Annotated in this window: 22 protein-coding genes; 11 read left to right on the forward strand and 11 right to left on the reverse strand. The window is 71.6% G+C overall.

What is annotated here, in order from left to right; genetic code table 11:
- Positions 1-98 precede the first annotated feature (98 nt).
- A complete protein-coding gene (gene gltX / locus FJM51_RS00510) occupies positions 99-1,562 on the reverse strand; it encodes a glutamate--tRNA ligase (RefSeq protein ID WP_140452145.1) in 1,464 nt (487 codons plus the stop codon).
- 71 nt (positions 1,563-1,633) lie between these two features.
- Between gltX and FJM51_RS00515 the strand changes: the two genes are divergently transcribed.
- Together FJM51_RS00515 and FJM51_RS00520 are read left to right on the forward strand one after the other, a co-directional pair.
- On the forward strand, positions 1,634-3,748 hold the full coding sequence (locus FJM51_RS00515) for a ComEC/Rec2 family competence protein (protein WP_140452146.1): 2,115 nt from the start codon (positions 1,634-1,636) through the stop codon (positions 3,746-3,748).
- 59 nt (positions 3,749-3,807) lie between these two features.
- On the forward strand, positions 3,808-4,296 hold the full coding sequence (locus tag FJM51_RS00520) for a low molecular weight protein-tyrosine-phosphatase (protein WP_140452147.1): 489 nt from the start codon (positions 3,808-3,810) through the stop codon (positions 4,294-4,296).
- A gap of 60 nt (positions 4,297-4,356) precedes the next feature.
- Here FJM51_RS00520 and FJM51_RS00525 read toward each other — a convergent pair whose 3' ends face one another.
- Both FJM51_RS00525 and FJM51_RS00530 read right to left on the reverse strand, forming a co-directional pair.
- Positions 4,357-5,628 (reverse strand): D-amino acid dehydrogenase, encoded by a 1,272-nt coding sequence (locus tag FJM51_RS00525; RefSeq protein ID WP_140452148.1) that lies wholly within the window; start codon positions 5,626-5,628, stop codon positions 4,357-4,359.
- A 124-nt stretch (positions 5,629-5,752) separates the two neighbouring features.
- On the reverse strand, positions 5,753-5,959 hold the full coding sequence (locus FJM51_RS00530) for a hypothetical protein (protein WP_140452149.1): 207 nt from the start codon (positions 5,957-5,959) through the stop codon (positions 5,753-5,755).
- A 122-nt stretch (positions 5,960-6,081) separates the two neighbouring features.
- On the opposite strand from FJM51_RS00530, the gene FJM51_RS00535 reads away from it, so the two are divergent.
- Both FJM51_RS00535 and FJM51_RS00540 read left to right on the forward strand, forming a co-directional pair.
- Complete coding sequence (locus tag FJM51_RS00535; RefSeq protein WP_140452150.1) at positions 6,082-6,408, forward strand: hypothetical protein; 327 nt, start codon at positions 6,082-6,084, stop codon at positions 6,406-6,408.
- Positions 6,409-6,637: 229 nt separating this feature from the next.
- Positions 6,638-10,288: a vitamin B12-dependent ribonucleotide reductase gene (locus FJM51_RS00540; protein WP_140452151.1), complete on the forward strand. Its 3,651-nt coding sequence runs from the start codon at positions 6,638-6,640 to the stop codon at positions 10,286-10,288.
- A 93-nt stretch (positions 10,289-10,381) separates the two neighbouring features.
- On the opposite strand, the gene FJM51_RS00545 is transcribed toward FJM51_RS00540, so the two are convergent.
- The gene (locus tag FJM51_RS00545; protein ID WP_140452152.1) at positions 10,382-10,807 is read right to left on the reverse strand and encodes an OsmC family protein; all 426 of its coding nucleotides are present in this window, start codon (positions 10,805-10,807) and stop codon (positions 10,382-10,384) included.
- A 279-nt stretch (positions 10,808-11,086) separates the two neighbouring features.
- On the opposite strand from FJM51_RS00545, the gene rnd reads away from it, so the two are divergent.
- On the forward strand, positions 11,087-12,247 hold the full coding sequence (gene rnd, locus FJM51_RS00550; protein ID WP_140452153.1) for a ribonuclease D: 1,161 nt from the start codon (positions 11,087-11,089) through the stop codon (positions 12,245-12,247).
- A 6-nt stretch (positions 12,248-12,253) separates the two neighbouring features.
- On the opposite strand, the gene FJM51_RS00555 is transcribed toward rnd, so the two are convergent.
- Both FJM51_RS00555 and purB read right to left on the reverse strand, forming a co-directional pair.
- Complete coding sequence (locus FJM51_RS00555) at positions 12,254-12,769, reverse strand: DNA-deoxyinosine glycosylase (protein ID WP_140452154.1); 516 nt, start codon at positions 12,767-12,769, stop codon at positions 12,254-12,256.
- On the reverse strand, positions 12,766-14,070 hold the full coding sequence (gene purB / locus FJM51_RS00560) for an adenylosuccinate lyase (protein WP_140452155.1): 1,305 nt from the start codon (positions 14,068-14,070) through the stop codon (positions 12,766-12,768). The genes FJM51_RS00555 and purB overlap by 4 nt, the downstream gene beginning before the upstream one ends.
- Before the next feature lie 81 nt (positions 14,071-14,151).
- On the opposite strand from purB, the gene FJM51_RS00565 reads away from it, so the two are divergent.
- On the forward strand, positions 14,152-14,565 hold the full coding sequence (locus FJM51_RS00565) for a DUF6314 family protein (RefSeq protein WP_140452156.1): 414 nt from the start codon (positions 14,152-14,154) through the stop codon (positions 14,563-14,565).
- Positions 14,566-14,574: 9 nt separating this feature from the next.
- Here FJM51_RS00565 and FJM51_RS00570 read toward each other — a convergent pair whose 3' ends face one another.
- From FJM51_RS00570 to FJM51_RS00580, 3 genes are all read right to left on the reverse strand, one after another.
- Positions 14,575-15,411 (reverse strand): SDR family oxidoreductase, encoded by an 837-nt coding sequence (locus FJM51_RS00570; protein WP_140452157.1) that lies wholly within the window; start codon positions 15,409-15,411, stop codon positions 14,575-14,577.
- 100 nt (positions 15,412-15,511) lie between these two features.
- Positions 15,512-15,889 (reverse strand): hypothetical protein, encoded by a 378-nt coding sequence (locus FJM51_RS00575; protein WP_140452158.1) that lies wholly within the window; start codon positions 15,887-15,889, stop codon positions 15,512-15,514.
- Positions 15,886-16,173, reverse strand: a complete 288-nt coding sequence (locus FJM51_RS00580; protein WP_140452159.1) for a rod-binding protein — start codon at positions 16,171-16,173, stop codon at positions 15,886-15,888. Before FJM51_RS00580 ends, FJM51_RS00575 begins: the two co-directional genes overlap by 4 nt.
- A 110-nt stretch (positions 16,174-16,283) precedes the next feature.
- On the opposite strand from FJM51_RS00580, the gene FJM51_RS00585 reads away from it, so the two are divergent.
- The gene (locus FJM51_RS00585; RefSeq protein ID WP_140452160.1) at positions 16,284-17,657 is read left to right on the forward strand and encodes a flagellar hook-length control protein FliK; all 1,374 of its coding nucleotides are present in this window, start codon (positions 16,284-16,286) and stop codon (positions 17,655-17,657) included.
- A 19-nt stretch (positions 17,658-17,676) separates the two neighbouring features.
- Positions 17,677-18,366: a flagellar hook capping FlgD N-terminal domain-containing protein gene (locus FJM51_RS00590; RefSeq protein ID WP_140452161.1), complete on the forward strand. Its 690-nt coding sequence runs from the start codon at positions 17,677-17,679 to the stop codon at positions 18,364-18,366.
- 3 nt (positions 18,367-18,369) lie between these two features.
- On the opposite strand, the gene FJM51_RS00595 is transcribed toward FJM51_RS00590, so the two are convergent.
- Both FJM51_RS00595 and FJM51_RS00600 read right to left on the reverse strand, forming a co-directional pair.
- Complete coding sequence (locus FJM51_RS00595) at positions 18,370-19,590, reverse strand: CoA transferase (RefSeq protein WP_140452162.1); 1,221 nt, start codon at positions 19,588-19,590, stop codon at positions 18,370-18,372.
- Positions 19,591-19,738: 148 nt separating this feature from the next.
- Positions 19,739-21,781, reverse strand: coding sequence for an ATP-dependent helicase (locus tag FJM51_RS00600; RefSeq protein WP_140452163.1), 2,043 nt, complete (start codon positions 21,779-21,781; stop codon positions 19,739-19,741).
- A 221-nt stretch (positions 21,782-22,002) separates the two neighbouring features.
- On the opposite strand from FJM51_RS00600, the gene cysS reads away from it, so the two are divergent.
- The 3 genes from cysS to FJM51_RS00615 are packed head-to-tail and all read left to right on the forward strand — an operon-like array spanning position 22,003 to position 25,849.
- Positions 22,003-23,448, forward strand: coding sequence for a cysteine--tRNA ligase (gene cysS, locus FJM51_RS00605; protein ID WP_140452164.1), 1,446 nt, complete (start codon positions 22,003-22,005; stop codon positions 23,446-23,448).
- Complete coding sequence (cimA, locus tag FJM51_RS00610; RefSeq protein WP_140452165.1) at positions 23,445-25,106, forward strand: citramalate synthase; 1,662 nt, start codon at positions 23,445-23,447, stop codon at positions 25,104-25,106. Before cysS ends, cimA begins: the two co-directional genes overlap by 4 nt.
- On the forward strand, positions 25,103-25,849 hold the full coding sequence (locus tag FJM51_RS00615; RefSeq protein ID WP_233712917.1) for a squalene/phytoene synthase family protein: 747 nt from the start codon (positions 25,103-25,105) through the stop codon (positions 25,847-25,849). Before cimA ends, FJM51_RS00615 begins: the two co-directional genes overlap by 4 nt.
- Position 25,850: the final 1 nt, after the last annotated feature.

Below are 25,850 nucleotides of genomic sequence, written 5' to 3' on the forward strand. Positions count from 1 at the left end.
TTCCCTCCATGTGCCGCCCGTGAGAACGGGCGCGAAGATGTCTCGGCCGGCCGCGGGCCTGGCCTTCGATGCTCGCCGCGAGGCGCGGCTTCTCGCGATCAGGTCCGGGCCGCCTCCACGCAGTCGCCCAGACGCGCCAGGCATTCGTCGCGGCCGAGGATCTCCATCATCTCGAAGACACCGGGCGAAACCGTCCGCCCGGTCAGCGCGGCGCGCAGGGGCTGGGCGACCTTGCCGAGGCCAAGGTTCCTCTCCCCCGCGAACGTGCGAACGGTAGTCTCAATGTCCGCCGGATGCCAGTCCACTTGTTGCAGACGCGAAAGCAGATCCTCCAGCATTCCGGCCAGCGCGTTGTCGAGCACCTTGCGCGCGGCGGCGTCGGGCACGAAGGGACGCTGGCCGAGAAGGAAGCCTGCCATGTCAAGGACTTCCGGAAGGGTCTTGGAGCGTTCCTTCAGGTGCGGCATCGCGCGGAGCATCTGGTCGCGCCGCTCCGCCCCGAAGCCGGGCTCCCCCCGCGCCGCCAGATAGGCCTCGAGTTCGGCGAGCAGCCTTTCGTCGGGGCAGGCGCGGATGTGCTGTCCCGAAAGGTTCTCGAGCTTCTTGAAATCGAATCGTGCCGGCGCCTTGCCGAGATGGCCGAGGTCGAACCACTCGATCGCCTGTTCCGTCGTGAAGAACTCGTCGTTGCCGTGGCTCCATCCCAGCCGCGCGAGATAGTTGCGCATCGCCTCGGGCAGGTAGCCCATGTCGCGATAGGCCTCGACGCCGAGCGCGCCGTGCCGCTTCGAGAGCTTCGCGCCGTCCTCGCCGTGGATGAGCGGGATATGGCCCCAGATCGGCACCGGCCAGCCCATTCCCTGGTAGATCAGCGTCTGCCGGGCCGCGTTGGTCAGATGGTCGTCGCCCCGGAGGACATGCGTCACGCCCATGTCGTGATCGTCCACCACGACGGCGAGCATGTAGGTGGGCGTGCCGTCGGAGCGAAGCAGGATCAGGTCGTCGAGTGTCTCGTTGCGGAAGGTCACGGTGCCCTGGACCACGTCCTCGATCACCGTCTCCCCCTCGCGCGGGGCGCGCAGCCGCACCACGTAGGGCGCGTCGGGCCAGGTCGCGGGATCGGCGTCGCGCCAGGGCGAGCGGAAGAGCGGCGGCCGCCCCTCGGCCCGGGCCGTCTCGCGGAAGGTCTCGATCTCCTGCTGCGTCGCGTAGCAGCGATAGGCGGCGCCGCGCTCCATCATCTCGCGCGCCACCTCGGCGTGGCGCTCCATGCCGGCGAACTGGCTCGTCGCCTCGCGGTCCCAGTCGAGCCCGAGCCAGCGCAGCCCCTCGAAGATCTTCTCGGTCGCCTCCGGCGTCGAGCGGGCGCGGTCGGTATCCTCGATGCGGAGCAGGAAGGTGCCCCGGGCATGCCGGGCGTAGAGCCAGTTGAAGAGCGCGGTCCGCGCGCCGCCGATATGCAGGAAGCCGGTGGGCGAGGGGGCGAAGCGCGTCACCACGCCGGAAACGGGTACCTGACTCCGGGTCTCGGGGGCGGAAACCGCCCTGCCTTCGTCGGCCATGGTTAACCTCTTCTGAACCGCCGCGGGAGAAGGCTCGTCCTTAAGCGATTTCCGACGCGGAGAACAAGGCATTGGGGCGCATCGCCGCCATTCTGGATCGGCAGGCGCCGAATCTCGCGCTCTGGATCCCGGTGCTGCACGCCTGCGGGATCGGTCTCTATTTCGCGCTGCCCGCCGAGCCGCCGGGCTGGCTCCTCGTGGCCTGCCTCGGTCCGGCCGGGCTCTGCCTCGCACTCGCGCCCCGGCTCGGGCTCGGCGGCCGGGTCGCGGTGCTCCTTCTCGCGCTGCCGCTCGTCGGCTTCGCGGTCGCGGGCGGACGCGCGCGCCTCGTCGCCGCGCCGGTGCTCGACCGCGAGCGCACGGTCGCGATCGAGGGGCGGGTCGCCGGCCTCTCGCGCTCCGGCGCGGACCTGCCGCGGGTGCTGCTCGACGAGCTCTGGATCGGCGGGCTCGATCCGGCCGTCACGCCGGGTTTCGCGCGCGTCTCGCTCGGGCCCGGCACGGATCCCGCGCTGCTCGTCCCGGGGAAGCGGATCACCGGCACCGCCCGGCTCTCGCCGCCGCCCGGACCTTCGGAGCCCGGCGGGTTCGATTTCCGCTTCGTCGCCTATTTCGAGGGGCTTGGCGCCATCGGCTATACCCGGACGCCCTTCCTGGAGGCCGCGGCAAGCGAGGTCTCGCCCTGGCGGCAGATGGCCTTCCGCGCCCGGATGGCGCTCTCGCGGCGCATCCGGGCGGTGGTGCCGGGACAGGACGGCGCCTTCGGCGCGGCGATCCTGACCGGCGACCGCTCCGGGATCAGTCGGGCGACGGACGACGCGCTGCGCGCCTCGACGCTCTATCACCTCGTCTCGATCTCCGGCCTGCACATGGGCCTGCTCGCCGCGGCCGTCTTCGCCATCGTGCGCCACGGGCTCGCGCTCGTTCCGTGGTGCGCGCTGCGCTGGCCGCTGAAGAAGCTCGCCGCGGTCGCCGCGCTCATCGGCGGCTTCGCCTATCTCGCGATCTCCGGCAACGAGGTCGCGACGCAGCGGTCCTACGTGATGACGGCGGTCGTGCTCTGCGCCGTGCTGCTCGACCGGCCCGCGCTGACGCTGCGCGCCGTCGCGCTCGCCGCGCTCGTCGTGCTCACGCTGACACCGGAGGCGCTGGTCCAGCCCGGCTTCCAGATGTCCTTCGCCGCGACCCTCGCGCTCGTCACCGTGTTCGAGGCGCTCGGGACGCGGGCCTGGTGGTGCGCGATCCGGACCGACCGTCGCTGGCGCCTCGCGCGGCCCGTCATCGGCATCGCGATGACCTCGCTCGTCGCGGGCGCCGCCACCGCGCCGGTCTCGGCCTTCCATTTCAACGCCGCGGCGCCCTACGGACTCGTCGCGAACATGCTCGCCGTGCCGATGATGGGCCTCCTCGTGATGCCGGCCGCGGTCGCGGGGATCATGGCGATGCCCTTCGGTCTCGACGCCTTGCCGCTCACGCTGATGGGCTGGGGCGACGCCTATGTGCTCGGCGTCGCCGATTTCGTCGCGGGGCTCGGCGGCGCGGTCCGGGGCGTGCCGGCCGGGCCGCCCGCGACGCTGGCGCTGCTCGGCCTCGGCGGGGTCTTCGTCGCGCTCTGGCGCGGCCCGGGCCGCTGGCTCGGCCTGCTGCCGGCGCTCGCCGGCGTCGCGCTCTGGACGGCGGAGCCCCGGCCCGACCTGCTGATCGCCGGCAACGGGCGCCTCTTCGGGGTGATGACGCCTGGCGGGCGGACGATCAGCGTCGCGAAGGGCAACGCCTTCACCGCCGAAAGCTGGCTCCGGCGCGACGGTGACGGGGCGCGCCAGGCCGAGGCCGCCGCGCGCGGCGAGGTGCGGATCGCGCGCGGCAGGATCGAGGCCGAGGCGCCGGGGATCGGGCGCATCCTCTATCTCGGCTCGCCCCCGCCGGGGCGGCCGGAATGCGACGGCGCGGCGGTGCTGATCGCGCCGAGATGGACCGCGCCGCCCGAGGGCGGCTGTCTCTTCGTCGGCCGCGACCTGCTCGCGCGCGAGGGGGCGGTGGCGATAGACTTCGGCGAAGGATCGCCCCGGCTCCTCGGCGCGCGCTCGGCCGCGGCCGTCCGCCCGTGGTCGCCCCGTCCCGCCATCCCCGCCGCCGCCGCGCGCCCCGCGCCGGCGGGAGAGCTGCGCGCCGCCGCCGGGCCGTGACGCTTGCGCCCCGGCGCCGGGCGGATAGCATCTCCGGGCCGTCCGACCAGGGAGAGAGAATGCCCGCCCGTTCCGCCGACCGCCCCGCCGCCGTGCTGCTCGTCTGCCTCGGCAACATCTGCCGCTCCCCGCTCGCGGAGGCCGCGCTGCGCGCCGAGGCGGCCGCGGCCGGCCTCGCGCTCGAGATCGATTCCGCGGGGACCGGCGGCTGGCACGTCGGCGAGCCGCCCGACCCCCGTGCGCGCGCCGTGGCGCTGGCGCGCGGGATCGACATCGGCGGCTATCGCGGCCGTCAGGTGGCGCGCGCCGATTTCGCCCGGTTCGACCATATCGTCGCGCTCGACCACGAGAACCTCCGCGCCCTGCGCGCGCTTTGTCCCGAGGGGGCGCGGGCGCGGCTGAGCCTGCTGCTCGACCACGTGCCGGGGCGGGAGGGCGAGCCGGTCGCCGATCCCTATTTCGGCGGGCCGGAGGGGTTCGAGACCACCTGGGCCGACGTGACGGCGGGCGCCGCCGGGCTGATCGCGACGCTGCGCGGGGCGGGGTGACCGGGTCTCGGCGCTGATCGGCGCCGGGCTCGCCTGTCCGGGGAGTGCCCGGTGGCCCCCTCAGGCGCGCGGGGAAGCGGAGGCGTAGCGGGTGATGTCGAGCGGGCGGGCGTCGATCTCGGGCGTCAGCCCGGTCATCAGGTCCGCGAGCACGCGTCCCGAGCCGCAGGACATGGTCCAGCCGAGCGTTCCATGGCCCGTGTTGAGCCAGAGGTTCGCGAATCCGGCCCGGCCGATCACGGGCGGGCCGTCCGGCGTCATGGGGCGGAGGCCGGTCCAGAACGTTCCGCTCCGCGCCAGGCCGCCGGCGGGGAAGAGGTCCTTCACGACATGTTCGAGCGTCGGGCGCCGCCTCGGGTTCAGCCGGGTGTCGTATCCGGCGAGCTCCGCCATGCCGCCGACCCGGATCCGGTCGCCGAGACGCGTGATCGCGACCTTGTGCATCTCGTCCATCACGGTCGAGACCGGGGCGCCGGCGGGATCGAGGATCGGCACCGTCAGCGAATAGCCCTTCACCGGATAGACCGGCAGGTCGATCCCGAGCGGGCGGAGCAGGAGCGGGGCGTAACTCCCGAGCGCGACGACATAAGCCTCCGCGCTCAGCGCGCCCGCGGCGGTCTCGACCGCGGCGATCCGGTCGCCCTCGGCGCGGATCGCGTCGATCCCGACGCCGTAGCGGAAGGACACGCCGCGCGCCTCGGCGAGGTCGCGCAGCGCGTTGGTGAACTTGAAGCAGTCGCCGGTCTCGTCCTCGGGCAGCCGGAGGCCGCCGACGAACTTGCCCCGCACGCGCGCGAGCGCCGGTTCCGCGCGCACGCAGCCCTCGACGTCGAGCAGTTCGTGGGGCACGCCGAGGTCGCGCAGCACCGCGACGTCCTTGCCCGCGCCGTCGAGCAGTTTCTGTGTGCGGAAGAGCTGGAGCGTGCCCTGGGCGCGCTCGTCGTAGGAGATGCCGGTCTCGGCGCGGAGCGCGCGCAGGAGGTCGCGGCTGTATTCCGCGATCGGCACCATCCGGCTCTTGTTGACCTCATAGGGCCCGGCCGCGCAGTTGCGCAGCATCGAGAGGCCGAAACGCAGGAACGCCGGGTCGAGCCGGGGCCGGATCAGCAGCGGACTGTATTTCATGAAGGTCCACTTGATCGCCTTCACCGGAATGCCGGGCGCCGCCCAGGGCGAGGCATAGCCGGGAGAGATCTGGCCCGCGTTGGCGAAGCTGGTCTCGAGCGCCGGCCCCGGCTGGCGGTCGAGCACCGTGACCTCGTGTCCGGCCCGCGCGAGATACCATGCGCTGGTCACTCCGATGACGCCGCCACCGAGCACGAGAACCTTCATCCGCCAGAGCCCCCTCGCTTGCGAGACCCGCCGGAGCCGCCGCCGCCGGCGCGACGGCCCCCGCCGTCGATCGCCTCACTCTAGCCGGGCGCCGGCGCCGCGCAATCCCCTCCGGGGGAGGGGGTTACTCGCCGCCGGTGATCCGGGCGCGGCGGTCGTCGCGCGCCTGATAGATGATGATCCAGGCGAGCAGGATGAAGATCGGGTGGCCGAGCCCGCCGGAGACCAGGATGGCGGGCAGCCAGATCAGGAAGGTGACGATCGCCACCACCCATCGGCCCGTCAGCAGGATCGAGAGCGGCGGCAGAAACAGGGCGAGAACGTAGTTCATGCGGGACTCCTCGGGTTCCCTCGCAGGTAGGAAGGCTCCGCCGGGCGCGCAAGGCCGCGCGCCGGCTTTGACGCGGCGCCGCCGGGGTGGGATCATGCGCGCATTTTCATTGGAGATTGCGCATGAACTCGATTCCCTGGCCTTTCCCCGCCCTCGCGCCCCGCGAGAACCGGCAGGTGATAAATCCCTGGAGCTTCTTCCAGAACGCGCGATTCGCGCTCTTCAACGTCGACGGCCAGACCGCGCGGCCCGATGTCGAGCGGGCGATCCTCGACACCGCGAGCTACGGCAAGCAGCTCGGCCGGATCGAGGACGCGCTCGCCGTGCTCGTGCGCCTCGCGGAAAAGGGCGGCGCCGAGCTGACCGAGGAGGACGAGACGGCCTTCCTGATGCTGCGGGCGCTCCTCGTCGAGATCGCCAGGGCCAAGGAGGCGGCGCTCGCCCGGTAGGCGGCGGCGTGGACCGTCCGCCGCGCTCAACCAGGACGAGAATCAGCGGCTGACAGGATATCAACAGCCCGTTGTGGGTAACTTCCTGTCAACCACAATATCTAGGCTGAACCGCGGATAAATCGGTTGCGACTCGCGACCATTTGCGATCCCTTTGGGGCAGGGCCGACGCCGGCCACAATATCTGGTGGCATCACACAAGATGCCTTGAGATCCCGAGGAGAGAGCAATGAAGATCGAACGTCGCTTCACGACGGAGGAAACCGGTGCCTATGGGGCGCTCGCCTTCCGCGTCACTTCGTCGGAGATCCGCAACCCCGACGGTTCGATCGTCTTCAGCCTCTCCGACCTCGAAGTGCCGGAGACCTGGAGCCAGGTGGCCTCCGACGTACTGGCGCAGAAGTACTTCCGCAAGGCGGGCGTCCCGGCGGCCGTCCGCCGCGTGAAGGAAAAGGGCGTGCCGGAGTTCCTGTGGCGCTCGGTCCCCGACGAGGAAAAACTCGCCGCGCTGCCCGAGAAGGAACGCTTCGTCGGCGAGACCAAGGCCACCCAGGTCTTCGACCGGCTCGCCGGCGCCTGGACCTACTGGGGCTGGAAGGGCGGCTATTTCTCCTCCGAGGCCGATGCCCGCGCCTATCTGGACGAGATGCGCTACATGCTGGCGACGCAGATGGCGGCGCCGAATTCGCCCCAGTGGTTCAACACCGGGCTGCACTGGGCCTATGGCATCGACGGTCCGGGGCAGGGGCATTTCTACGTCGACTACAGGACCGGCGAACTCACCCGCTCGACCTCGGCCTACGAGCATCCGCAGCCGCATGCCTGCTTCATCCAGTCCGTCGAGGACGATCTGGTGAACGAAGGCGGGATCATGGACCTCTGGACCCGCGAGGCGCGGCTCTTCAAGTACGGCTCGGGGACGGGGACCAACTTCTCCGACCTGCGCGCGCAGAACGAGAAGCTCGCGGGCGGCGGCAAGTCCTCCGGCCTCATGTCCTTCCTGAAGATCGGCGACCGGGCGGCGGGCGCGATCAAGTCGGGCGGCACCACGCGGCGCGCGGCGAAGATGGTGATCTGCGACCTCGACCACCCGGATATCGAGGAATTCATCAACTGGAAGGTCGTGGAGGAGCAGAAGGTCGCCAGCCTCGTCGCCGGCTCCAAGATCCACGAGGCGCGGCTGAACGAGATCTTCGGCGCGATCCGCGCCTGGGATGGCGCCGAAGCCGACGCCTTCGACCCGAAGAAGAACGCGGGGCTGAAGGCCGCGATCCGCTCGGCCAAGAAATCGATGGTGCCCGACAGCTACGTGAAGCGCGTGCTGCAGTATGCCGAGCAGGGCTTCGCCTCGATCGAGTTCCGCACCTATGACACCGACTGGGATTCGGACGCCTATCTGACCGTCTCGGGCCAGAACTCCAACAACTCCGTCCGCGTGACCGACGCCTTCCTCAAGGCGGTGCGCGACAATGCCGACTGGGCGCTGATCCGCCGGACCGACGGCAAGGTTGCGAAGACGGTGAAGGCGCGCGAGCTCTGGGAACAGATCGGTCACGCCGCCTGGGCCTGCGCCGATCCGGGCGTTCAGTTTCACGACACGATCAACGCCTGGCACACCTGCCCGGCGGACGGGCCGATCCGGGCGTCCAATCCGTGCTCGGAATACATGTTCCTCGACGACACGGCCTGCAACCTCGCCTCGATGAACCTGCTGACCTTCCTCAAGGACGGCAAGTTCGACGCGCCGGGCTATGTCCATGCGACGCGGCTCTGGACGCTGACGCTCGAGATCTCGGTGCTGATGGCGCAGTTCCCGAGCCAGCGGATCGCGGAGCTTTCCTACCGCTTCCGCACGCTCGGCCTCGGCTATGCCAATATCGGCGGGCTGCTGATGAACCTCGGGCTCGGCTATGACTCGGCGGAAGGCCGCGCGCTCTGCGGCGCGCTCTCCGCGGTGATGACGGGCGAGGCCTATCGCACCTCGGCCGAGATGGCGGCCGAGCTCGGCGCCTTCCCGGGCTACGAGACCAATACCGACTCGATGCTGCGCGTGATCCGCAACCACCGCCGCGCGGCGACGGGCGCGCTCACCGGCTACGAGGGGCTCGCGGTGCCGCCGGTGGCGCTCGACCATTCCAATTGCCCCGACCGCGCGCTCCTCAATCTCGCGCATTCGATCTGGGACGACGCGCTGGCGCTCGGGACCGAGCACGGCTTCCGCAACGCGCAGGTCTCGGTGATCGCGCCGACCGGCACCATCGGCCTCGTGATGGACTGCGACACCACCGGGATCGAGCCCGATTTCGCGCTGGTGAAGTTCAAGAAGCTCGCCGGCGGCGGCTATTTCAAGATCATCAACCGGGGCGTGCCCCAGGCGCTGCTGAACCTCGGCTACACGCCGGCGGAGGTCGAGGAGATCGTCGCCTACGCGGTCGGCCACGGCACGCTCGGCAACGCGCCGGCGATCAACCCGACGGCGCTGATCGGCCACGGCTTCGGCCCGGAGGAAATCGCGAAGATCGAATCGGCGCTGCCGACCGCTTTCGACATCCGCTTCGTCTTCAACCAGTGGACGCTGGGCGAGGATTTCTGCGCGCAGGTGCTCGGCATCCCGCTCGAGAAGCTGCGCGACCCGTCCTTCGACCTGCTCCGCAGCCTCGGCTTCTCGAAGGCGCAGATCGAGGCGGCGAACATCCACATCGTCGGCGCGATGACGCTCGAGGGCGCGCCGCATCTGCGGCCCGAGCACTATCCGGTCTTCGACTGCGCCAATCCCTGCGGCAAGACCGGCAAGCGCTATCTCTCGGTCGAGAGCCACATCCGGATGATGGCCGCGGCGCAGAGCTTCATCTCGGGGGCGATCTCCAAGACGATCAACATGCCGAACGAGGCGACGATCGACGACTGCAAGGCGGCCTACGAGCTTTCCTGGTCGCTCGGCGTGAAGGCGAACGCGCTCTACCGCGACGGCTCCAAGCTGTCGCAGCCGCTCTCCGCCGCGCTGATCGAGGAGGACGAGGATCTCGAGGAAGTGCTCGCGACCGCGCCGCAGGGCGAGCGGGTCACGGTGCTGGCCGAGAAGATCGTCGAGAAGATCATCGTGAAGGAGATCGAGCGCTCGAATCGCGTGAAGCTGCCGGAGCGGCGCAAGGGCTACACGCAGAAGGCGATCGTCGGCGGCCACAAGGTCTATCTCAGGACCGGCGAATACGAGGACGGCCAGCTCGGCGAGATCTTCATCGACATGCACAAGGAGGGCGCCGCCTTCCGCGCGATGATGAACAATTTCGCGATCGCGGTCTCGGTCGGGCTCCAGTACGGCGTGCCGCTGGAGGAATTCGTCGAGGCCTTCACCTTCACCCGGTTCGAACCGGCCGGGATGGTGCAGGGCAACGACTCGATCAAGTCGGCGACCTCGATCCTCGACTACATCTTCCGCGAGCTGGCGGTGAGCTATCTCGACCGCACCGACCTCGCCCATGTGAAGCCCAAGGGCGAGAGCTTCGACGAGCTCGGCCATGGCGAGGCGGAACGCGCGGGCGAGGCGGGCGGCGAGGAGGCCCGTTCGGAGGCGGCGCAGCAGTCGATCGAGGTGATCAAGCAGATCTCCTCCACCGGCTACCTGCGCAAGCGCCTGCCGCGCGAACTCGTGCTGCTGCAGGGCGGCGCGACGGTCTCGGGCGCGCTCAACCTCGGCTCCGCGGTCGCCGTCGCGGAGATGACGGTCGAGACCCCCGCCACCGGCTTCGACGCCCGCGCCAAGGCCCGGATGCAGGGCTACGAGGGCGATCCCTGCGGCGAATGCGGCAACTTCACGCTGGTCCGCAACGGCACCTGCCTGAAGTGCAACACCTGCGGCGGCACCAGCGGCTGCAGCTGAGGAAGGCGGGACCGGGGGCGGCGCGCCGGCGCCGGCCCCCGGCACGCTTCGCGCCGCCGCGCCCGGAGGGGGCGCGGCGGCGCGTGGTCGTTCTCAGACCAGCGACGCGTCCATCGTGATCTCCGCGCCGGCGAGGACGCGGGAGACCGGGCAGCCTTCCTTGGCGCCCTTGGCGATCTCGACGAATTTCGCCTCGTCCGTGCCGGGCACGCTCGCCTTCACCGTGAGATGCACCGCCGTGATCGTGAAGCCAGCGCCGTCCGGGACCACCGTCACCGCGGCCGAGGTCTCGATCTTCTCGGCGGTCAGGCCCTCCTTGCCGAGCGCGCCGGAGAGCGCCATCGAGAAGCAGGCGGCGTGCGCCGCGCCGATCAGTTCCTCGGGATTGGTGCCCTTCTCCTCGCCGAACCGCTTGGCGAAGCTGTAGGGGACGTCCGAGAGCACGCCGCTTTCGCTCGAGACGGTTCCCGAACCGCCCTTGATGTCGCCTGTCCAGACGGCGGAGCCGGTACGTTTCATCGCGTTCTCCTTGCATGTTGCGGCCCGGGCCGGAGCCCGGACACGAGGTCACCGCCCGCGACACTGCCTCGCGCGCGACCGCTGAGGCAACGGCCCCCGGCCGGTTTCGTTCCGGCCGCCCGGCGCCACCGGGACGGCGCCTCGGTTCTTGCCATGCGATCATGCTTGTGCGAAACACGAAAAAACCGACGACCTGGACGAGCTTCGCGCACGTTTCTCAGCCCCGGTGCCACTCTGTACCGTTCACATAGTTCCGGCCGGGCGCCGGGGGAGTGCCGCTTGAAGCCGATTACCGAGACCGACGACCTCGCAAGATTCTGCGCGGATTGCGCCGATGTCCCCTACGTGACGCTCGATACCGAGTTCCTGCGCGAGCGGACCTATTACGCGCAGCTCTGCCTCGTGCAGCTCGCCCGGCCCGGCAAGGGCAACGACACCGCCGTGCTGATCGACGCGCTCGCGCCCGGCCTGTCGCTCGAGCCGCTCTACGAGCTCTTCCGCAATCCGAAGGTCGTGAAGGTGTTCCACGCCGCGCGGCAGGATCTCGAGATCTTCCAGCTCTCGGCCGGCGTGCTGCCGAAACCCTTCTTCGATACCCAGGTCGCGGCGATGGTCTGCGGCTACGGCGATCAGGTGAGCTACGAGACGCTGGCCCGCCAGATCGCCCGCGCCTCGATCGACAAGAGCTCGCGCTTCACCGACTGGAGCCGGCGCCCGCTCAGCGAGGCGCAGATGGCCTACGCGCTCGCCGATGTCACGCATCTGCGGCGCGTCTACGAGGTGCTGTCGCAGCGGCTGCGCGAGACCGGGCGCGAGAGCTGGGTTTCCGAGGAACTCGCGGTGCTGACGGATCCCGCGACCTACGCCGCCGATCCGGCGCTGGCCTGGACGCGGCTCAAGACCCGGTCCAGCCAGCCGCGCTTCCTCGCCGCGCTGAGCGAACTCGCCCGGTTCCGCGAGGAGACCGCGCAGGGCAAGAACGTGCCGCGCTCGCGCATCATGAAGGACGACGCGCTGCTCGAGATCGCGGCGAACCGGCCCAAGACCCACGAGGATCTGGCGAAATCGCGCCTGCTGCTGCGCGAGGCGCGCCGGGGCGAGATCGCGGACGGGATCCTCGCCGCCATCGCCCGGGCGGAGAAGCTGCCCGCCTCCGAGATCCCGAAGCCGCGCGAGGATCCGCCGCGCAAGCCCGGCTCCGAGGCCCTGGCCGACCTGCTGCGCGTGCTCCTGAAGGCGCGGGCCGATTCCTCGGGCGTCGCCCAGCGCCTGATCGCCTCGGGCGCCGATCTCGACGCGCTGGCGGCGGAGCAGGACGACGTGCCCGCGCTCAACGGCTGGCGCTACGAGGTTTTCGGGCGTGACGCCTCGGCGCTTCGGGAAGGCCGGATCGCGCTCGCCGCGGACGGTGGCGCGGTCAAGGTCGTGCCGCTCGACTGAGCCGGCTCAGCCGAGATATTCCCGCAACGCATCCCAGCGCCGCGCCTTCTCGGCGAGGGGCAGCGTATGGGCCGGGCTCGACGAGGGAAGGGCGAGAAGGTCGGGCGCCCGCTCCCCGGGCCAGAGGTCCGCGAGCCGCGCCCGGCCGTGACGCGCCGCCGTCGCTCCGTTGAAGGCGATGGCGCGCAGGTCTGGCAGCGTCGCGACCAGCCCCGCGAGGTCGGCGAATTCGGGATCGCGGATCGCCTGGTCGAGACTGCCGCGCCGCGTCGCCGAGCCGACCACGTCCCAGAGGCCGATCCCGGCCGCGCGCAGCGCGTCGAGCCGGGCCGGATAGGGCAGGGCGGCGAGATCGGCGCCGATCACGCCCCCGACCAGCCGCCAGAAGCCGTTGCGCGGATGCGCGTAGTACTGCCCCGCCGCGAGCGAGGCGACGCCGGGCAGGGAGCCGAGGATCAGCACCCGGGTCCGGGCGTCGGCCACGGGCGCGAAATGCCGCGCCCGGGGTTCCTCCCCGGTCACGCGCCGAAGACGCGGGCGAAGATCGTGTCGACGTGCTTGGTGTGATAGCCGAGGTCGAACTTCTCCTCGATCTCGGCGGGGGAGAGCGCCGCGGTCACTTCCGGATCGCCCAGAAGCTCGGTCTTGAAGTCCGCGCCCTGCTCCCAGACCTTCATCGCGTTGCGCTGGACGAGGCGATAGGAGTCCTCGCGGCTGACGCCGGCCTGGGTCAGCGCCAGCAGCACGCGCTGCGACATGACGAGCCCTTTGAACCTGTTCATGTTGGCGAGCATGTTGTCGGGATAGATCACCAGCTTCTCGATCACGCCGGCGAGCCGGTTCAGCGCGAAGTCGAGCGTGATCGTCGCATCCGGGCCGATCGCGCGCTCCACGCTCGAATGCGAGATGTCGCGCTCGTGCCAGAGCGCCACGTTCTCCATCGCCGGGACGACGGCCATCCGCACGAGCCGGGCGAGGCCGGTCAGGTTCTCCGTCAGCACCGGGTTGCGCTTGTGCGGCATCGCCGAGGAGCCCTTCTGGCCGGGCGAGAAGAATTCCTCCGCCTCCAGCACCTCGGTCCGCTGCATGTGCCGGATCTCGATCGCGATGTTCTCCATCGAGGAGGCGATCACGCCGAGCGTCGCGAAGAACATCGCGTGCCGGTCGCGCGGGATCACCTGGGTCGAGATCGGCTCGGGGCGCAGGCCCATCTTCTCGCAGACATGTTCCTCCACGGCCGGGTCGATGTTGGCGAAGGTGCCGACCGCGCCGGAGATCGCGCCCGTCGCCACCTCGTAGCGGGCCTTCTCGAGCCGGTTCCGGTTGCGGTCCATCTCCGCGTAGAACCGCGCGAAGGTGAGGCCCATCGTCGTCGGCTCGGCATGGATGCCGTGGCTGCGGCCGATCCGGACCGTGTCCTTGTGCTCGTAGGCGCGCTTCTTCAGGGCGGCGAGCACCTTGTCGAGATCGGCGATCAGGATGTCGGCGGCGCGCACCAGCTGCACGTTCAGCGTGGTGTCGAGCACGTCCGACGAGGTCATGCCCTGGTGCACGAACCGCGCCTCGTCGCTTCCGACATGCTCGGCGAGATGCGTGAGGAAGGCGATCACGTCGTGCTTGGTCACCGCCTCGATCTCGTCGATCCGGGCGACGTCGAATTCGACGTCGCGCGCCTTCCAGACCGCCTCGGCGTTCTCCTTCGGGATCACGCCGAGCGCGGCCTGCGCGTCGCAGGCATGGGCCTCGATCTCGTACCAGATCCGGAACCTGGTCTCGGGCGACCAGATGGCGACCATTTCGGGGCGGGAATAGCGCGGGATCATCGGGGCGGCCTTTCGCGGGGTTCAGGGAAGCGCGGCCGTCTGATAGACCGGCGCCCGGCATGGCACAAGGCGGGGGCGGCGTTGGAACTGGCGGCATTCGAGGGCGGCTGGCGGCTCGCGCGCCGGATCGAGGACGCCCGCGCCGGCGCGAGCGGGCGCTTCGAGGGCGCGGCGCGGTTCACCGCCGTGCCCGGCGGGCTCTCCTATGTCGAGGAAGGCCGGCTCATCCTCGGCGAGGGACGCCCGATGCGCGCGAGCCGGCGCTATTTCTGGCGGCCGGCGGGGGCCAGCATCGAGGTCGATTTCTCCGACGGGCGCTTCTTCCACGCCTTCGCGACCGACGCCGACCGGCCCGAGGCCGAGCACTGGTGCGACCCCGACCGCTACCGTGTCCGCTACGACTTCTCCGCCTGGCCCGAATGGCGCGCGGAGTGGCGCGTGAGCGGGCCGCGCAAGGACTACGCGATGGTCTCGACCTACCGCCCCGCGCCCTGAGGGCGGAGCTCAGTCCGCCGCCCCCTTCGCGAAGGCCGCGAAGGCCTCCGCGTAATCGGGATGCCAGCGCGAGAGTGGGGGGCGGTTCTCGATGATGTCGCCCGCGGCCCAGGCGATCCGGCGCTCGTCGAGCGGGCGGGAGACGTCGTTGTCCGGGCAGAGGATGTAGAAATCGCCGCGGTCGAGCGACTCGAGCATGAAATCCACCGTCTGCTCCGGCGTCCACGCCGCCTCCGGCTTCTCGGTCCGGCCGCCCGCGGCGAGCGGGGTGAAGACGAAGCCGGGGATCAGCAGATGCGCGCTGATCGCGCAGCCCTCGCGCCCGCGCAGGTCGTGCGCCAGCGCCTCGGCGAAGACCTTCACCCCGGCCTTGGCGACATTGTAGGCCGGATCGCCCGGCGGCGTGGTGATGCCCTGTTTCGAGCCGGTGGCGATCACGAGGCCCGGCCGCTCCCGCGCCAGCATCCCGGGCAGGAACACCTGCGCGCCGCGCACCACGCCCATCAGATTGACCGCGATCACCCGGTCCCAGGCCTCGGCCGGGCCGAGGATCCCGCTGCCGGGCTGGATGCCCGCGTTCAGCATCAGCGCGTCCACCCCGCCGAAACGCTCGCGCACCCGCGCCTCCAGCGCCTCCAGATCCCCGAGGCGGGACACATCGGTCTCCACCGTCAGGACCTCGCCGCCGATCGCCGCCGCCGCCTTCGCGAGCCGGTCGGCTCCGAGATCGGCGACGCAGACCTTGAGGCCGAGCGCGGCGAAGCGTTTCGCCGCCGCGAGGCCGATGCCGGAGGCGCCTCCGGTCACGACCGCGACCGCTCCGGGAACCAGGGCTGCGTGGGTCATCGCTTTCCTCCTTCCAGGGGTATTCGGCCCCCGTCTCGTTGCGAGGCCGACCCTAGCCCGGCGAAGGCCCGACGGCCAGCCGCCCGACGGAGGGAAGGGGTCAGGCGCGCCGGTCGCGCGTGCCGCCCTCCGAGCCGAACTCGACCGGGCGGCCGTCGGCGGAATAGATGCGCAGGCGTTCCGCCGCGCGGCGCGCGCGCGTGGCCGTCTCCGCCGCCGCCCGCGCGCCCGCGAGGCTCGCGCGCAGCAGCCGGCCGTTGCGCGCGGCCTTCGCCCTGAGCGCGGCGAGGAAATCCTCGTCCGGGCGCGCGCCGGCGAGGATGTCCGCGATCTCCGCCTCCCGCCGCGCGACGAGCGGCGCCAGCCGCGAAAGCGGCCCCTCCAGGATCACCCGGCGCTCCTCGTCGAGCAGGGCGAGAACCCTGTCCTGGCGCGACCCGCCGCCGAGCAGCGACCCGTCGAGCAGCGCCCGGATCATGCCCCGGCCCCCCGCGCCCTCAGCGCCTCGAAGATTGCCTCCGAGAGGCCGATCCCGCCGCGCTCCGCGAGTTTCGCCGCGTATTGCTCGGTCAGGAAGCTCGAGAAGGCCTCCTCGCCCGCGCCGCCGCCGAAGGCCGGGGAGGCGGCGTTCACCCCGCTCTCCCGCAGCATCTCGCTCAGGAAGCTCGCCTCGAAGGCCCGCGCCGCCGCGCGCGTGGCGCGGTCGGGATCGGGCGCCTTCGGGGCGGCTGCGGCTGTCGGGGTGGCGGGGGAGATGTCCATGGACCTGTCCTCGGAGGCTGCGCTGGGCGGACGATCCCGGCCGCGGCTTAAGAATTCGTAAGGCGGAACCGGGGCAGAACCGGGCGGGACAGACCCGGAGATGCCAGCGCATGAACGCCCCCGCCCTCGATTTCCTCGGCCCCGCGCGCCAGGCGCGCGCGACGGCGGCCCGTGAGGCGCGCCTGACGCCGGGGGAGGGCCCCGAGCCGGGCGCCGCCGGGGATTTCGCCAGCGTGCTCGGGCAGGACGCCGCCGCCCCCCCGCCGGCGCATGCCAAGGCCGACGCGCCTCCGGCGGAGGCGGCGCCCGCTGTCGCGGAGATCCCCGACCCGGAGCCCATCCCGGCGACGCTCCTCCCGACGTCCGGGGCGGAGGAGACGGAAAGCCTGCCCGCCCACGCCCGCGCGGAGAAGCGCGACCCCGACGAGGCGGCGCCCGTCGCTTCGCCCGCCGCGCCGATGCCCGCCATCGTCACCGCGGCGGCCGATTTCGCGCCGTCGGAGACGCCCGAAATCGTGCCCGCGGCTCCCGAGGGGGCGACAGCCGCGCCCACGCCGGCCCGCCGCGCCGTCGAGGCCGGGCCGCTTCCATCCCCGACGCCGGCTGTGTCCGCCGCGCCCGCCCGGCCCGCCGACGAGGCGGAGGCGGCGTCCGGTCCGGAGGCGTCCGAGGCCGCGCGGCCCGCCGCCCCGGACGCGCCCGCCGCGCCCGTGCCGGATCCCGGCGCGGCGGTGGCCGCCGCCGACCTGCCCGCCGCGCCGGATCACCCGCCCGCCGTCCGCGCGGCCTCCGCGGAGCCCCGTCCCGCCGCGGCCGCGAAGCCCGCCGCGCCAGAACGGGAGCCCGGGGCGGCCGCGCGGGCGGATTCCCCGCCTGTGCCATCCGCGACCGGATCCTCCGACGCCGGATCCTCCGCCACGCCCCCCGCCGCGCCGAGACCCGCGCCCGCCCGGCCCGGGAGCCATCCGGGCCTCGCCCCGGCGGATCCCGCGCCGCTCGCGATCGGTCCCGCCCCGCAAACCCCGGCCTCCTGGCGCCTCGTGCCCGACGCCCCGGCCGAAGCCCGCGCCGGTTCCGGGCCGCGCGCGGTCTTGGACCAGATCACCGTCGCGGTGGCCGAGAGCCGGGACTCGCGCGTCGAGATCCGGCTCGATCCGGAGGAACTCGGCCGCGTCCATATCGCGCTCACCCGCACCGAGCACGGGCTGCACGCGCTGGTGACGGCGGAGCGGCCGGAAACCATGGACCTGCTGCGTCGCCACGCAGAGACTTTGACGCGCGACCTGACGGCCGCGGGCTACGGCTCCGTCTCGCTCGACATGGCCGCGGGCGGGCGCGATCCCGGCTCCGGCGCGCCCGCCTCGGGCCGTCCCGCCCGGACCTACGCCGCGACGCCCGGTCCCGCCGGCGGCGCCGCGCCGACGCCGGCCCCGGCCGCGCCCGCCGTCCGCGCGGCCGGCGGCCCGCTCGACATCCGCCTCTGACCGAAAAGGGAGTCCGGCGATGGACCTGACCTCGACCACCACCGCGACCACCGCCCCCGGCGGCGCGACCGCCTCCGCGACCCGGACCGCCGCGGGCACGGCCACGAGCGCCGCCTCGGGCGCGCTCACCGCCGATTTCGACACCTTCCTGAAGCTCCTGACCACGCAGATGAAGTACCAGGATCCGCTCCAGCCGATGGACTCGACCGAGTTCGTGGCCCAGCTCGCGAGCTTCTCGGCGGTGGAACAGCAGATCGGTTCGAACACCCGGCTCGACTCGATCCTCGCGGCGCTCGGCGGCGGCGCGGCCGGGGGCTTCGCGGACTGGATCGGCCGGGAGGTCCAGGCGCCGACCAGCGCCGCCTTCACCGGCGATCCGGTCGAGATCGGCGTGACGCCGGAGGCGGGGGCGGACAGGGCGGTGCTGGTGGTGAGGAACGATTTCGGGGCCGAGGTCACCCGCCTCGGCGTCGATCCGGCGGCGACGAGCGTCACCTGGGACGGGACCGACGCCCAGGGCGCGACGGCGGCCTCGGGCAGCTACGGTTTCACGCTGGAGAGCTATTCCGGCGACGTCCCGCTCCCGACCACCGAGGGGCGGGTGTTCTCGACCGTGACCGAGGTCCGCCGCGGCGCGGCGGGCGAGACCGAACTCGTGCTCGCCACCGGCGACATGGTCTCCGCGGGCGAGATCACGGCGCTGCGCTGACGATCAGGCCGGCACCGGCCCCGCGATCACGCCCGAATCCATCAGCGCGCCGATCTGGCCCGAGGCGAGGCCGAGCACGTCGGCCAGCACCTCCTCGGTATGCTGGCCGAGTTCGGGCGCGGGGCGCGGCCGGTCCGGGGCCATCGCGCCGAAGCTGATCGGGGAGGCCGGAACCGGAAAGCGGCCGATGCCCGGCTGGTCGACCGCGTGGAACATCGGATTTTCCGGCGAGAGATCGGGATCCTCGCGCACCGCCTCGGCGAAGCTGCGAAAGACCGACCAGGTCACGCCGGCCGCGTCGAAGGAGCCGGCGAAATCCTCGACGGTCCGCGCCGCGAACCAGGGCCGGAGCAGCGCGGTGATCTCGTCGCGCGCCCGGAACCGCGCGCCTTCCTCGTTGAGATCGAGCCCGAGCCGCGAGCCGAGCGCGGCCATCGGCACGCCGACGCCCGTGACCTTCACGAGGCTCTTCCACTGCCGCCCGGTCAGGCCGATCACCATGACCCGCCGCCCGTCGGCGCAGAGGAAGTCCTGGCCATAGCCGCCATAGAGCGCGTTGCCGTATTTCGGCCGGTCGACCCCGTTCACCACCACCTCGCCGATGATCCCGCAATGGCCGAGCACCGCCGCCGCCACGTCCTTCAGCGCGAGCTCGACCAGTTGCCCGCCGCGCCCGCGCCCGCGGTCCCGCTCGGCGGCGAGCAGGCCGAGCGCGACCATCTGCCCCGCGATCAGATCCCAGGCGGGCAGCACATGGGCGACCGGATCCGCCGATCCCTCCGGCCCGGTCGCCATCGGAAAGCCGAGCGCGGGATTGACCGAGTAATCGACCGCCGGCCCGCCGTCGCGCGTGCCCTTGAGCGAGACCATGATCACGTCCTCGCGCCGCTCGCGCAGGCTCGCGAAGCTCATCTCGCCCCGCGCCGGCAGGTTGGTGATGAAGCAGCCGGCGTCCGGCCCCGGCGCGCAGATGAGTTCGGCGGCGAGTTCGCGCCCGCGCGGATCGGCGACGTCGATCGCGACGGAGCGCTTGCCCTTGTTCATCCCGGCCCAGAACAGGCTCCGCCCGTCCGGCGTGACCGGCCAGCGCGCCGCGTCCATGCCCCCGCCCGGCAGGTCGATCCGGATAACGTCCGCGCCCATCTGCGCGAGCGTCATTCCGGCCGAGGGCACCGCCACGAAGGCGGAACTCTCGACGACCCGCAATCCCCGCAACACGCCCATCTCCATTTCCCCGCGTCCTCGGCCCCGTTTCCCGAAAATTCTGGGCAAAAACCGGGGCGTGCGCCACGCGACATTGGTTCATGAGACTTCGGTTCATGCGACCTCCGGCCGAAGGGACGGATCGCGCGGCGCTCGGGGGCGGGCGGGCTCACTCCCACATGCCGCGCATCCGCGCGGCGAGGTCGCGCCGGGGGCCGGGCGCGGCCCGCGCCTCCTCGGGCGGCGGCGGAGGCCAGGAGCGTTCGGCGAGCCGCGCGACCACCGCGTCGCTCAGGAAGCGCGAGCGCGCGGCATGGACGTGGCGATCGCCGCGCGCCGCCTGGTTGTGGACGTGGAAGCGCGCCGGAACAAGGAGATGCAGCGCGTCCTTCGCGCGCGTCATCGCGACGTAAAACAGCCGCCGCTCCTCCTCGACCCCGGCGCGGGAGCCGGTCGCGAGGTCGGAGGGGATGCAGCCGTCGACGCAGTTCAGCACGAAGACCTGCTTCCACTCCTGGCCCTTGGCGGAATGGATCGTCGAGAGGATCATGTAGTCGTCGTCGAGAAGCGGCGGCCCGGCGAGATCGCCGCCCGCGGCCGGCGGATCGAGCGTGAGCTCGGTCAGGAACCGCGCGCGCGAGGGATAGCCCGCCGCGATCCCCTCGAGCGTTGCGAGATCGGCGATGCGCGCGGGCGCGTCCTCGTGGATGAGCTCGAGCCGCGGCTCGTACCAGGCGCGGAGCGCGGAGAGATCCGCCGGCCAGCCGTGCCCGGCGCGGAGCCCGGCGAAGAGCGCGACGAAATCCGCCCATTCCGCCGCCGCCCGCGCCGGCACCCGCGCGCCCCGGAGCGCCTCCGTCCCGCCGGGCGCCGCGAGCAGCGCCAGCAGCCGCTCGGCGCTCGCGGGGCCGATCCCGGGCACGAGCCGGAGCGCGCGGAAGCCCGAGACCCGGTCGCGCGGGTTCTCCGCGAGGCGCAGGAGCGCCATCACGTCCTTCACATGCGCGGTGTCGAGGAATTTCAGCCCGCCGAACTTCACGAAGGGGATGTTGCGCCGCGTCAGTTCCACCTCCAGCGGCGCGCTGTGCGAGGCGGTCCGGAACAGCGCCGCCTGACCCTTCAGCGCCACGCCCGCCTCGCGCGCCTCCAGCACCCGCTCGCAGACATAGGCCGCCTGCGCCGCCTCGTCGGGCACGCGGATCATCAGGGGCGGCAGGCCGCCTTGCCGCTCCGCCACCAGTTCCTTCGCATACCCCTCCCGCGCCTCGGCGATCACCGCGTTCGCGGCGGCGAGGATCGGCGCGGTGGAGCGGTAGTTGCGGGTCAGCGTCACGATCCGCGCGGGCGGGCTGAAGACCGCGGGGAAATCGAGGATGTTGCGCACCTCGGCCGCGCGGAAGGAGTAGATCGACTGCGCGTCGTCGCCTACCACCGTCACGCCGCGCCCGTCGGGCCGGAGCCCCGCGAGGATCGCCGCCTGGACGCGGTTTGTATCCTGATACTCGTCGATCAGCACATGGTCGAACCGCGCGCCCAGCCCGAGTTCCGGTTCGGCGGCGAGTTCGGCCCAGTAGAGCAGCAGATCGTCGTAATCGAGCACGCCCTGCGCCTGTTTCGCCGCGACATAGGCGGCGAACAGCGCCTTGAGCTCCGCCTCCCATTCCGCGCACCACGGGAAATCGCCAAGCGCCGCGGCCAGCGGCGCGCGCGCGTTGACCGCGCGGGAATAGATCGCGAGGCAGGTGCCCTTGGCCGGGAACCGCTTCGCCATGCGCGAGAACCCGAGTTCGTGCCGGCAGAGGTTCATCAGATCAGCGGAATCCTCGCGGTCGTGGATGGTGAAATCCGGGTCGAGCCCGATCTCGGTCGCCTGTTCGCGCAAGAGCCGCGCGCCGATCGCGTGGAAGGTCCCGGCCCAGGTCAGCCCCTCGGCCAGCGCCTCGGCCTTCTCGCCCATCACCTCGCGCGCGATCCGCCCGACGCGGCCCCGCATCTCCGCCGCCGCGCGGCGCGAGAAGGTCATGAGCAGGATCCGCCGCGGGTCCGCGCCCTCGACGATCAGATGCGCGACGCGATGCGCCAGCGTCATCGTCTTGCCCGACCCCGCGCCCGCGAGCACGAGCAGCGGCCCGTCGCCATGCAGCACTGCCGCCCGCTGCTCGGGGTTCAGCCGGTCGAGATATCCGGGTGTCGAAAGGGCGGCCTCGCTCATGCGGCGCATCTGGCACCGTTTCCGCTTTGTTCGCAAGCCTCGCGCCGTGTCGCGCTTGATTTCGCGCGCGGCGCGGCGCATATGGGGCGCCATGACGCGCCCCTGTCCGATTCCGACCGGCCTCATTCCCCGCTGAACCCAGAGGTTTCGCGGCGCGCTTTCCATTTCCAACTCAGGTCCGATGTGATAGCCCGCCGCGGCACAGCCGCGAGCCGCATGACATGACCGAGATCACGCTCTACAACACCAGGACCCGGAAGAAGGAGCCGCTGGTCCCGATCGACCGGGAGAATGTGCGGATGTATGTCTGCGGCCCCACCGTCTACGACCGCGCCCATATCGGCAACGCGCGCCCCGTCGTCGTCTTCGACACGCTGTTCCGCCTGCTCCGCCACACCTACGGCGCGGATCACGTCACCTATGTCCGCAACTTCACCGACGTGGACGACAAGATCAACAAGCGCGCCGCCGAGACGCTGCTTCCCGGCGAGACGGAACTCGAGGCGATCCGCCGGATCACCGACGAGACCATCGGCTGGTATCACGCCGACATGGACGCGCTCGGCACGCTCCGCCCGACGCAGGAGCCGCGCGCGACCGAGTTCATCGGCGCGATGATCGCGATGATCGAGACCCTGATCGCGAAGGGCCACGCCTACGCCGCCGAGGGCCACGTGCTCTTCGCCGTGGCGAGCTATCCGGAATACGGGGCCTTCGCGAAACGCTCGCTCGACGAGATGCGCGCCGGCGCCCGCGTCGAGGTCGCGCCCTACAAGCGCGACCCGATGGATTTCGTGCTCTGGAAGCCGTCAACGCCCGACCAGCCCGGCTGGGACAGCCCATGGGGCAGGGGCCGCCCCGGCTGGCACATCGAATGCTCGGCGATGAGCTATGAGTTGCTCGGCCCGAGCTTCGACATCCACGGCGGCGGCATCGATCTGGTGTTCCCGCACCATGAGAACGAGATCGCACAAAGCTGCTGCGCGCATCCCGAGGGGCGGTTCGCCAATATCTGGATGCACAACGGCTTCGTAAACGTCGAAGGCGAGAAGATGTCGAAGAGCCTCGGCAACTTCTTCACCGTGCGCGATCTGCTCGACAAGGGCGTGCCGGGCGAGGTGATCCGCTTCGTGCTGCTCTCGACGCACTACCGGCAGCCGATGGATTTCACCGAGGCGAAGATCGAGGAAGCCACCAATACACTCCGCAAATGGGCGGCCTATACCGATGGAATCGATACGGCGGGGCAACCCTGCGAGCGATTCATCGCGGCGCTCGCCGATGATCTGAATACTCCTAAGGCCATCAGCGTTCTTCATGAAATCGCTCGCCAAGATCCGCAAAGGCTGTTCGACGCGGGCCGGTTTCTGGGCTTTGAGATGTGCAACCCCAACCCGGACATTCCGCAGACGTTCTCAACAGAAGCATCGCGCCTACTGGATCGGCTGCTGGAACTGCGGGAGCGTATGCGGGGAGAGAAGAAGTATGCGGAAGCTGACCAGCTTCGAAATGAACTGATGGAAGCCGGGTGGATGGTAGTTGACGGTACCGGATCGCGAAGCGCGGTAGGACGCCCGAATTGGGCGCCCGAACTCGGCGTTCTAGAACGCGAAGCCCTCCGGGAAGATCGCGTCGGGGAGGTGGCAAAGAAATGGCTAGCGCAATGACCCTCTCCCGCCTCACCCTCTACGACACCACCCTCCGCGACGGACAGCAGGCGCAGGGCGTGGATTTCTCCGCCGGGGACAAGGCGCGGATCGCGCAGGCGCTGGATGCGCTCGGGATCGACTATGTCGAGGGCGGCTGGCCCGGGGCGAACCCGACCGACAGCGCCTTCTTCGCCGCGCCGCCCCGGCTCGCCCGCGCGCGGCTCACCGCCTTCGGCATGACCAAGCGCGCCGGGCGCTCGGCGGCGAATGACGAGACGCTGGCCGGCGTGATGAACGCGGGCACGGCTTCGGTCTGCCTCGTCGGCAAGACGCATGACTTCCACGTCACCGCGGCGCTCGGGATCACGCTCGAGGAGAACGTCGCCAATATCGCGGCCTCGGTCGCCCATGTCGCGGCGAGCCGCGAGGCGCTGTTCGACGCGGAGCACTTCTTCGACGGCTACAAGGCGAACCCCGATTACACGCTCGCCTGCCTCAACGCCGCGCTCGAGGGCGGCGCGCGCTGGCTCGTGCTCTGCGACACCAATGGCGGCACGCTGCCGGCCGAGGTCGGGCGGATCGTCGCGGAGGTGATCGCCTCCGGCATCCCTGGCGAGCGGCTTGGCATCCACGCGCATGACGACACCGGGAACGCGGTGGCGATCTCGCTCGCCGCCGTCGACGCGGGCGCGCGGCAGATCCAGGGCACGCTGAACGGGATCGGGGAGCGGTGCGGAAACGCCAATCTCGTCAGCCTGATCCCGACGCTTCTTCTGAAGGAGCCTTACGCGAGCCGCTTCGAGACCGGGATCGCGCGGGACGACCTGCCGAAGCTGATGGGGCTTTCGCGGATGCTCGACGACATCCTGAACCGGGTGCCGAGCCGTTCGGCGCCTTACGTCGGCTCCTCCGCCTTCACGCACAAGGCCGGGCTCCACGCCTCCGCGATCCTCAAGGATCCGACCACCTACGAGCATGTCGCGCCCGAGACGGTCGGCAACGCGCGCTACATCCCGATGTCGGCGCAGGCGGGCCAGTCGAACCTGCGCTCGCGGCTCGCCAAGGCCGGGATCGACGTGCGCGCCGACGATCCGCGGCTCGCGGCGATCCTGACCGAGGTCAAGGCACGCGAGGACCGGGGCTTCTCCTACGACACCGCCGGCGCGAGCTTCGAGATCCTCGCGCGCGAGCTTCTGGGCGAGATGCCGCGGTTCTTCGACGTGGAGCGCTACCGCGTCACGGTCGAGCGCCGCATGGGGCCGCGCGGCGAGCCGGTGACGGTCTCCGAGGCGGTCGTGGTCGCGCGCTTCGGGACCGAGCGGGTGATGAGCGTCTCCGAGAGCCAGGATCCGATCACCCATGCCGACCAGGGGCCGGTCAACGCGCTCTCCCGCGCACTCGGCAAGGATCTCGGGCCGTACCAGCCCTATATCGACGACATGCGCCTCGTCGATTTCCGGGTGCGGATCACCTCGGGCGGCACCGAGGCGGTGACGCGCGTGCTGATCGATTCCGAGGATGGCGACGGGCACCGCTGGTCGACGGTCGGCGTCTCGGCGAACATCGTCGATGCGAGCTTCCAGGCGCTGCGCGACGCGATCCTCTGGAAGCTGATGCGCGACGGCGCGCCGGTCGCGGGCGCCGCGGTCCGCCCGGCGGCCCCGGCGCGCGCGTGAGCGCCGAAAGCCTCGCCGCCGAGGTCGCGCGCGCCGATCCCGACCGGTTCCGCGCGGCGATGACCGCGCCGGCGGCGGCGCGGCCGGCGCTCTTCGCGCTCTACGCCTTCAACCTCGAGATCGCCCGCGCCCCGTTCGTCACCCGGGAGGCGATGATCGCCCAGATCCGCCTGCGCTGGTGGGCCGACGCGGTCGCGGAGATCTACGAAGGCCGGCCGCCCCGCCGCCACGAGGTGGTGGAGCCGCTCGCCGCCGCGATCGCGGCGCATGGCCTGCCGCGCGCGCTCTTCGACGGGATGATCGAGGCTCGCGCGCTCGACATCGATCCGGACGCCCTGGCGGGCCGGCCGATGCTCGACCGCTACATCGCGCATACGGCGGGCCATCTGATGGAACTCGCCGCCCGCGTCCTCGGGGCGCCGGAGAGGGCGCTGCCGGTGGTGCGCGACTACGCCCAGGGCGCGGGGCTCGCCGCCTGGCTCCGCGCGCGGCCGGAACTCGCGGCGCGCGGCCGGCCGGGTCCGGCGGTGGATCCCGGGACGCTGGCGCGCGACGGGCTCGACCTCATCGCCCGCGCCCGCGCCCGCCGGGCCGAGGTGCCGCGCGCGGCCGCGCCCGCGCTGCTCGCGGGCGTGCTCGCCGCGCCGAGGCTCGCCCGCGCGGCGCGGGGCGAGGAGATGGAACTGCCGGAGGTTCGCGCCCGCGCGACGCTGCTCCTGCGCGGGCTCTCGGGCCGCTGGTAGC

The sequence above is a fragment of the Amaricoccus solimangrovi genome (genome assembly GCF_006385685.1).
Taxonomy (GTDB): Bacteria; Pseudomonadota; Alphaproteobacteria; order Rhodobacterales; family Rhodobacteraceae; genus Amaricoccus; species Amaricoccus solimangrovi.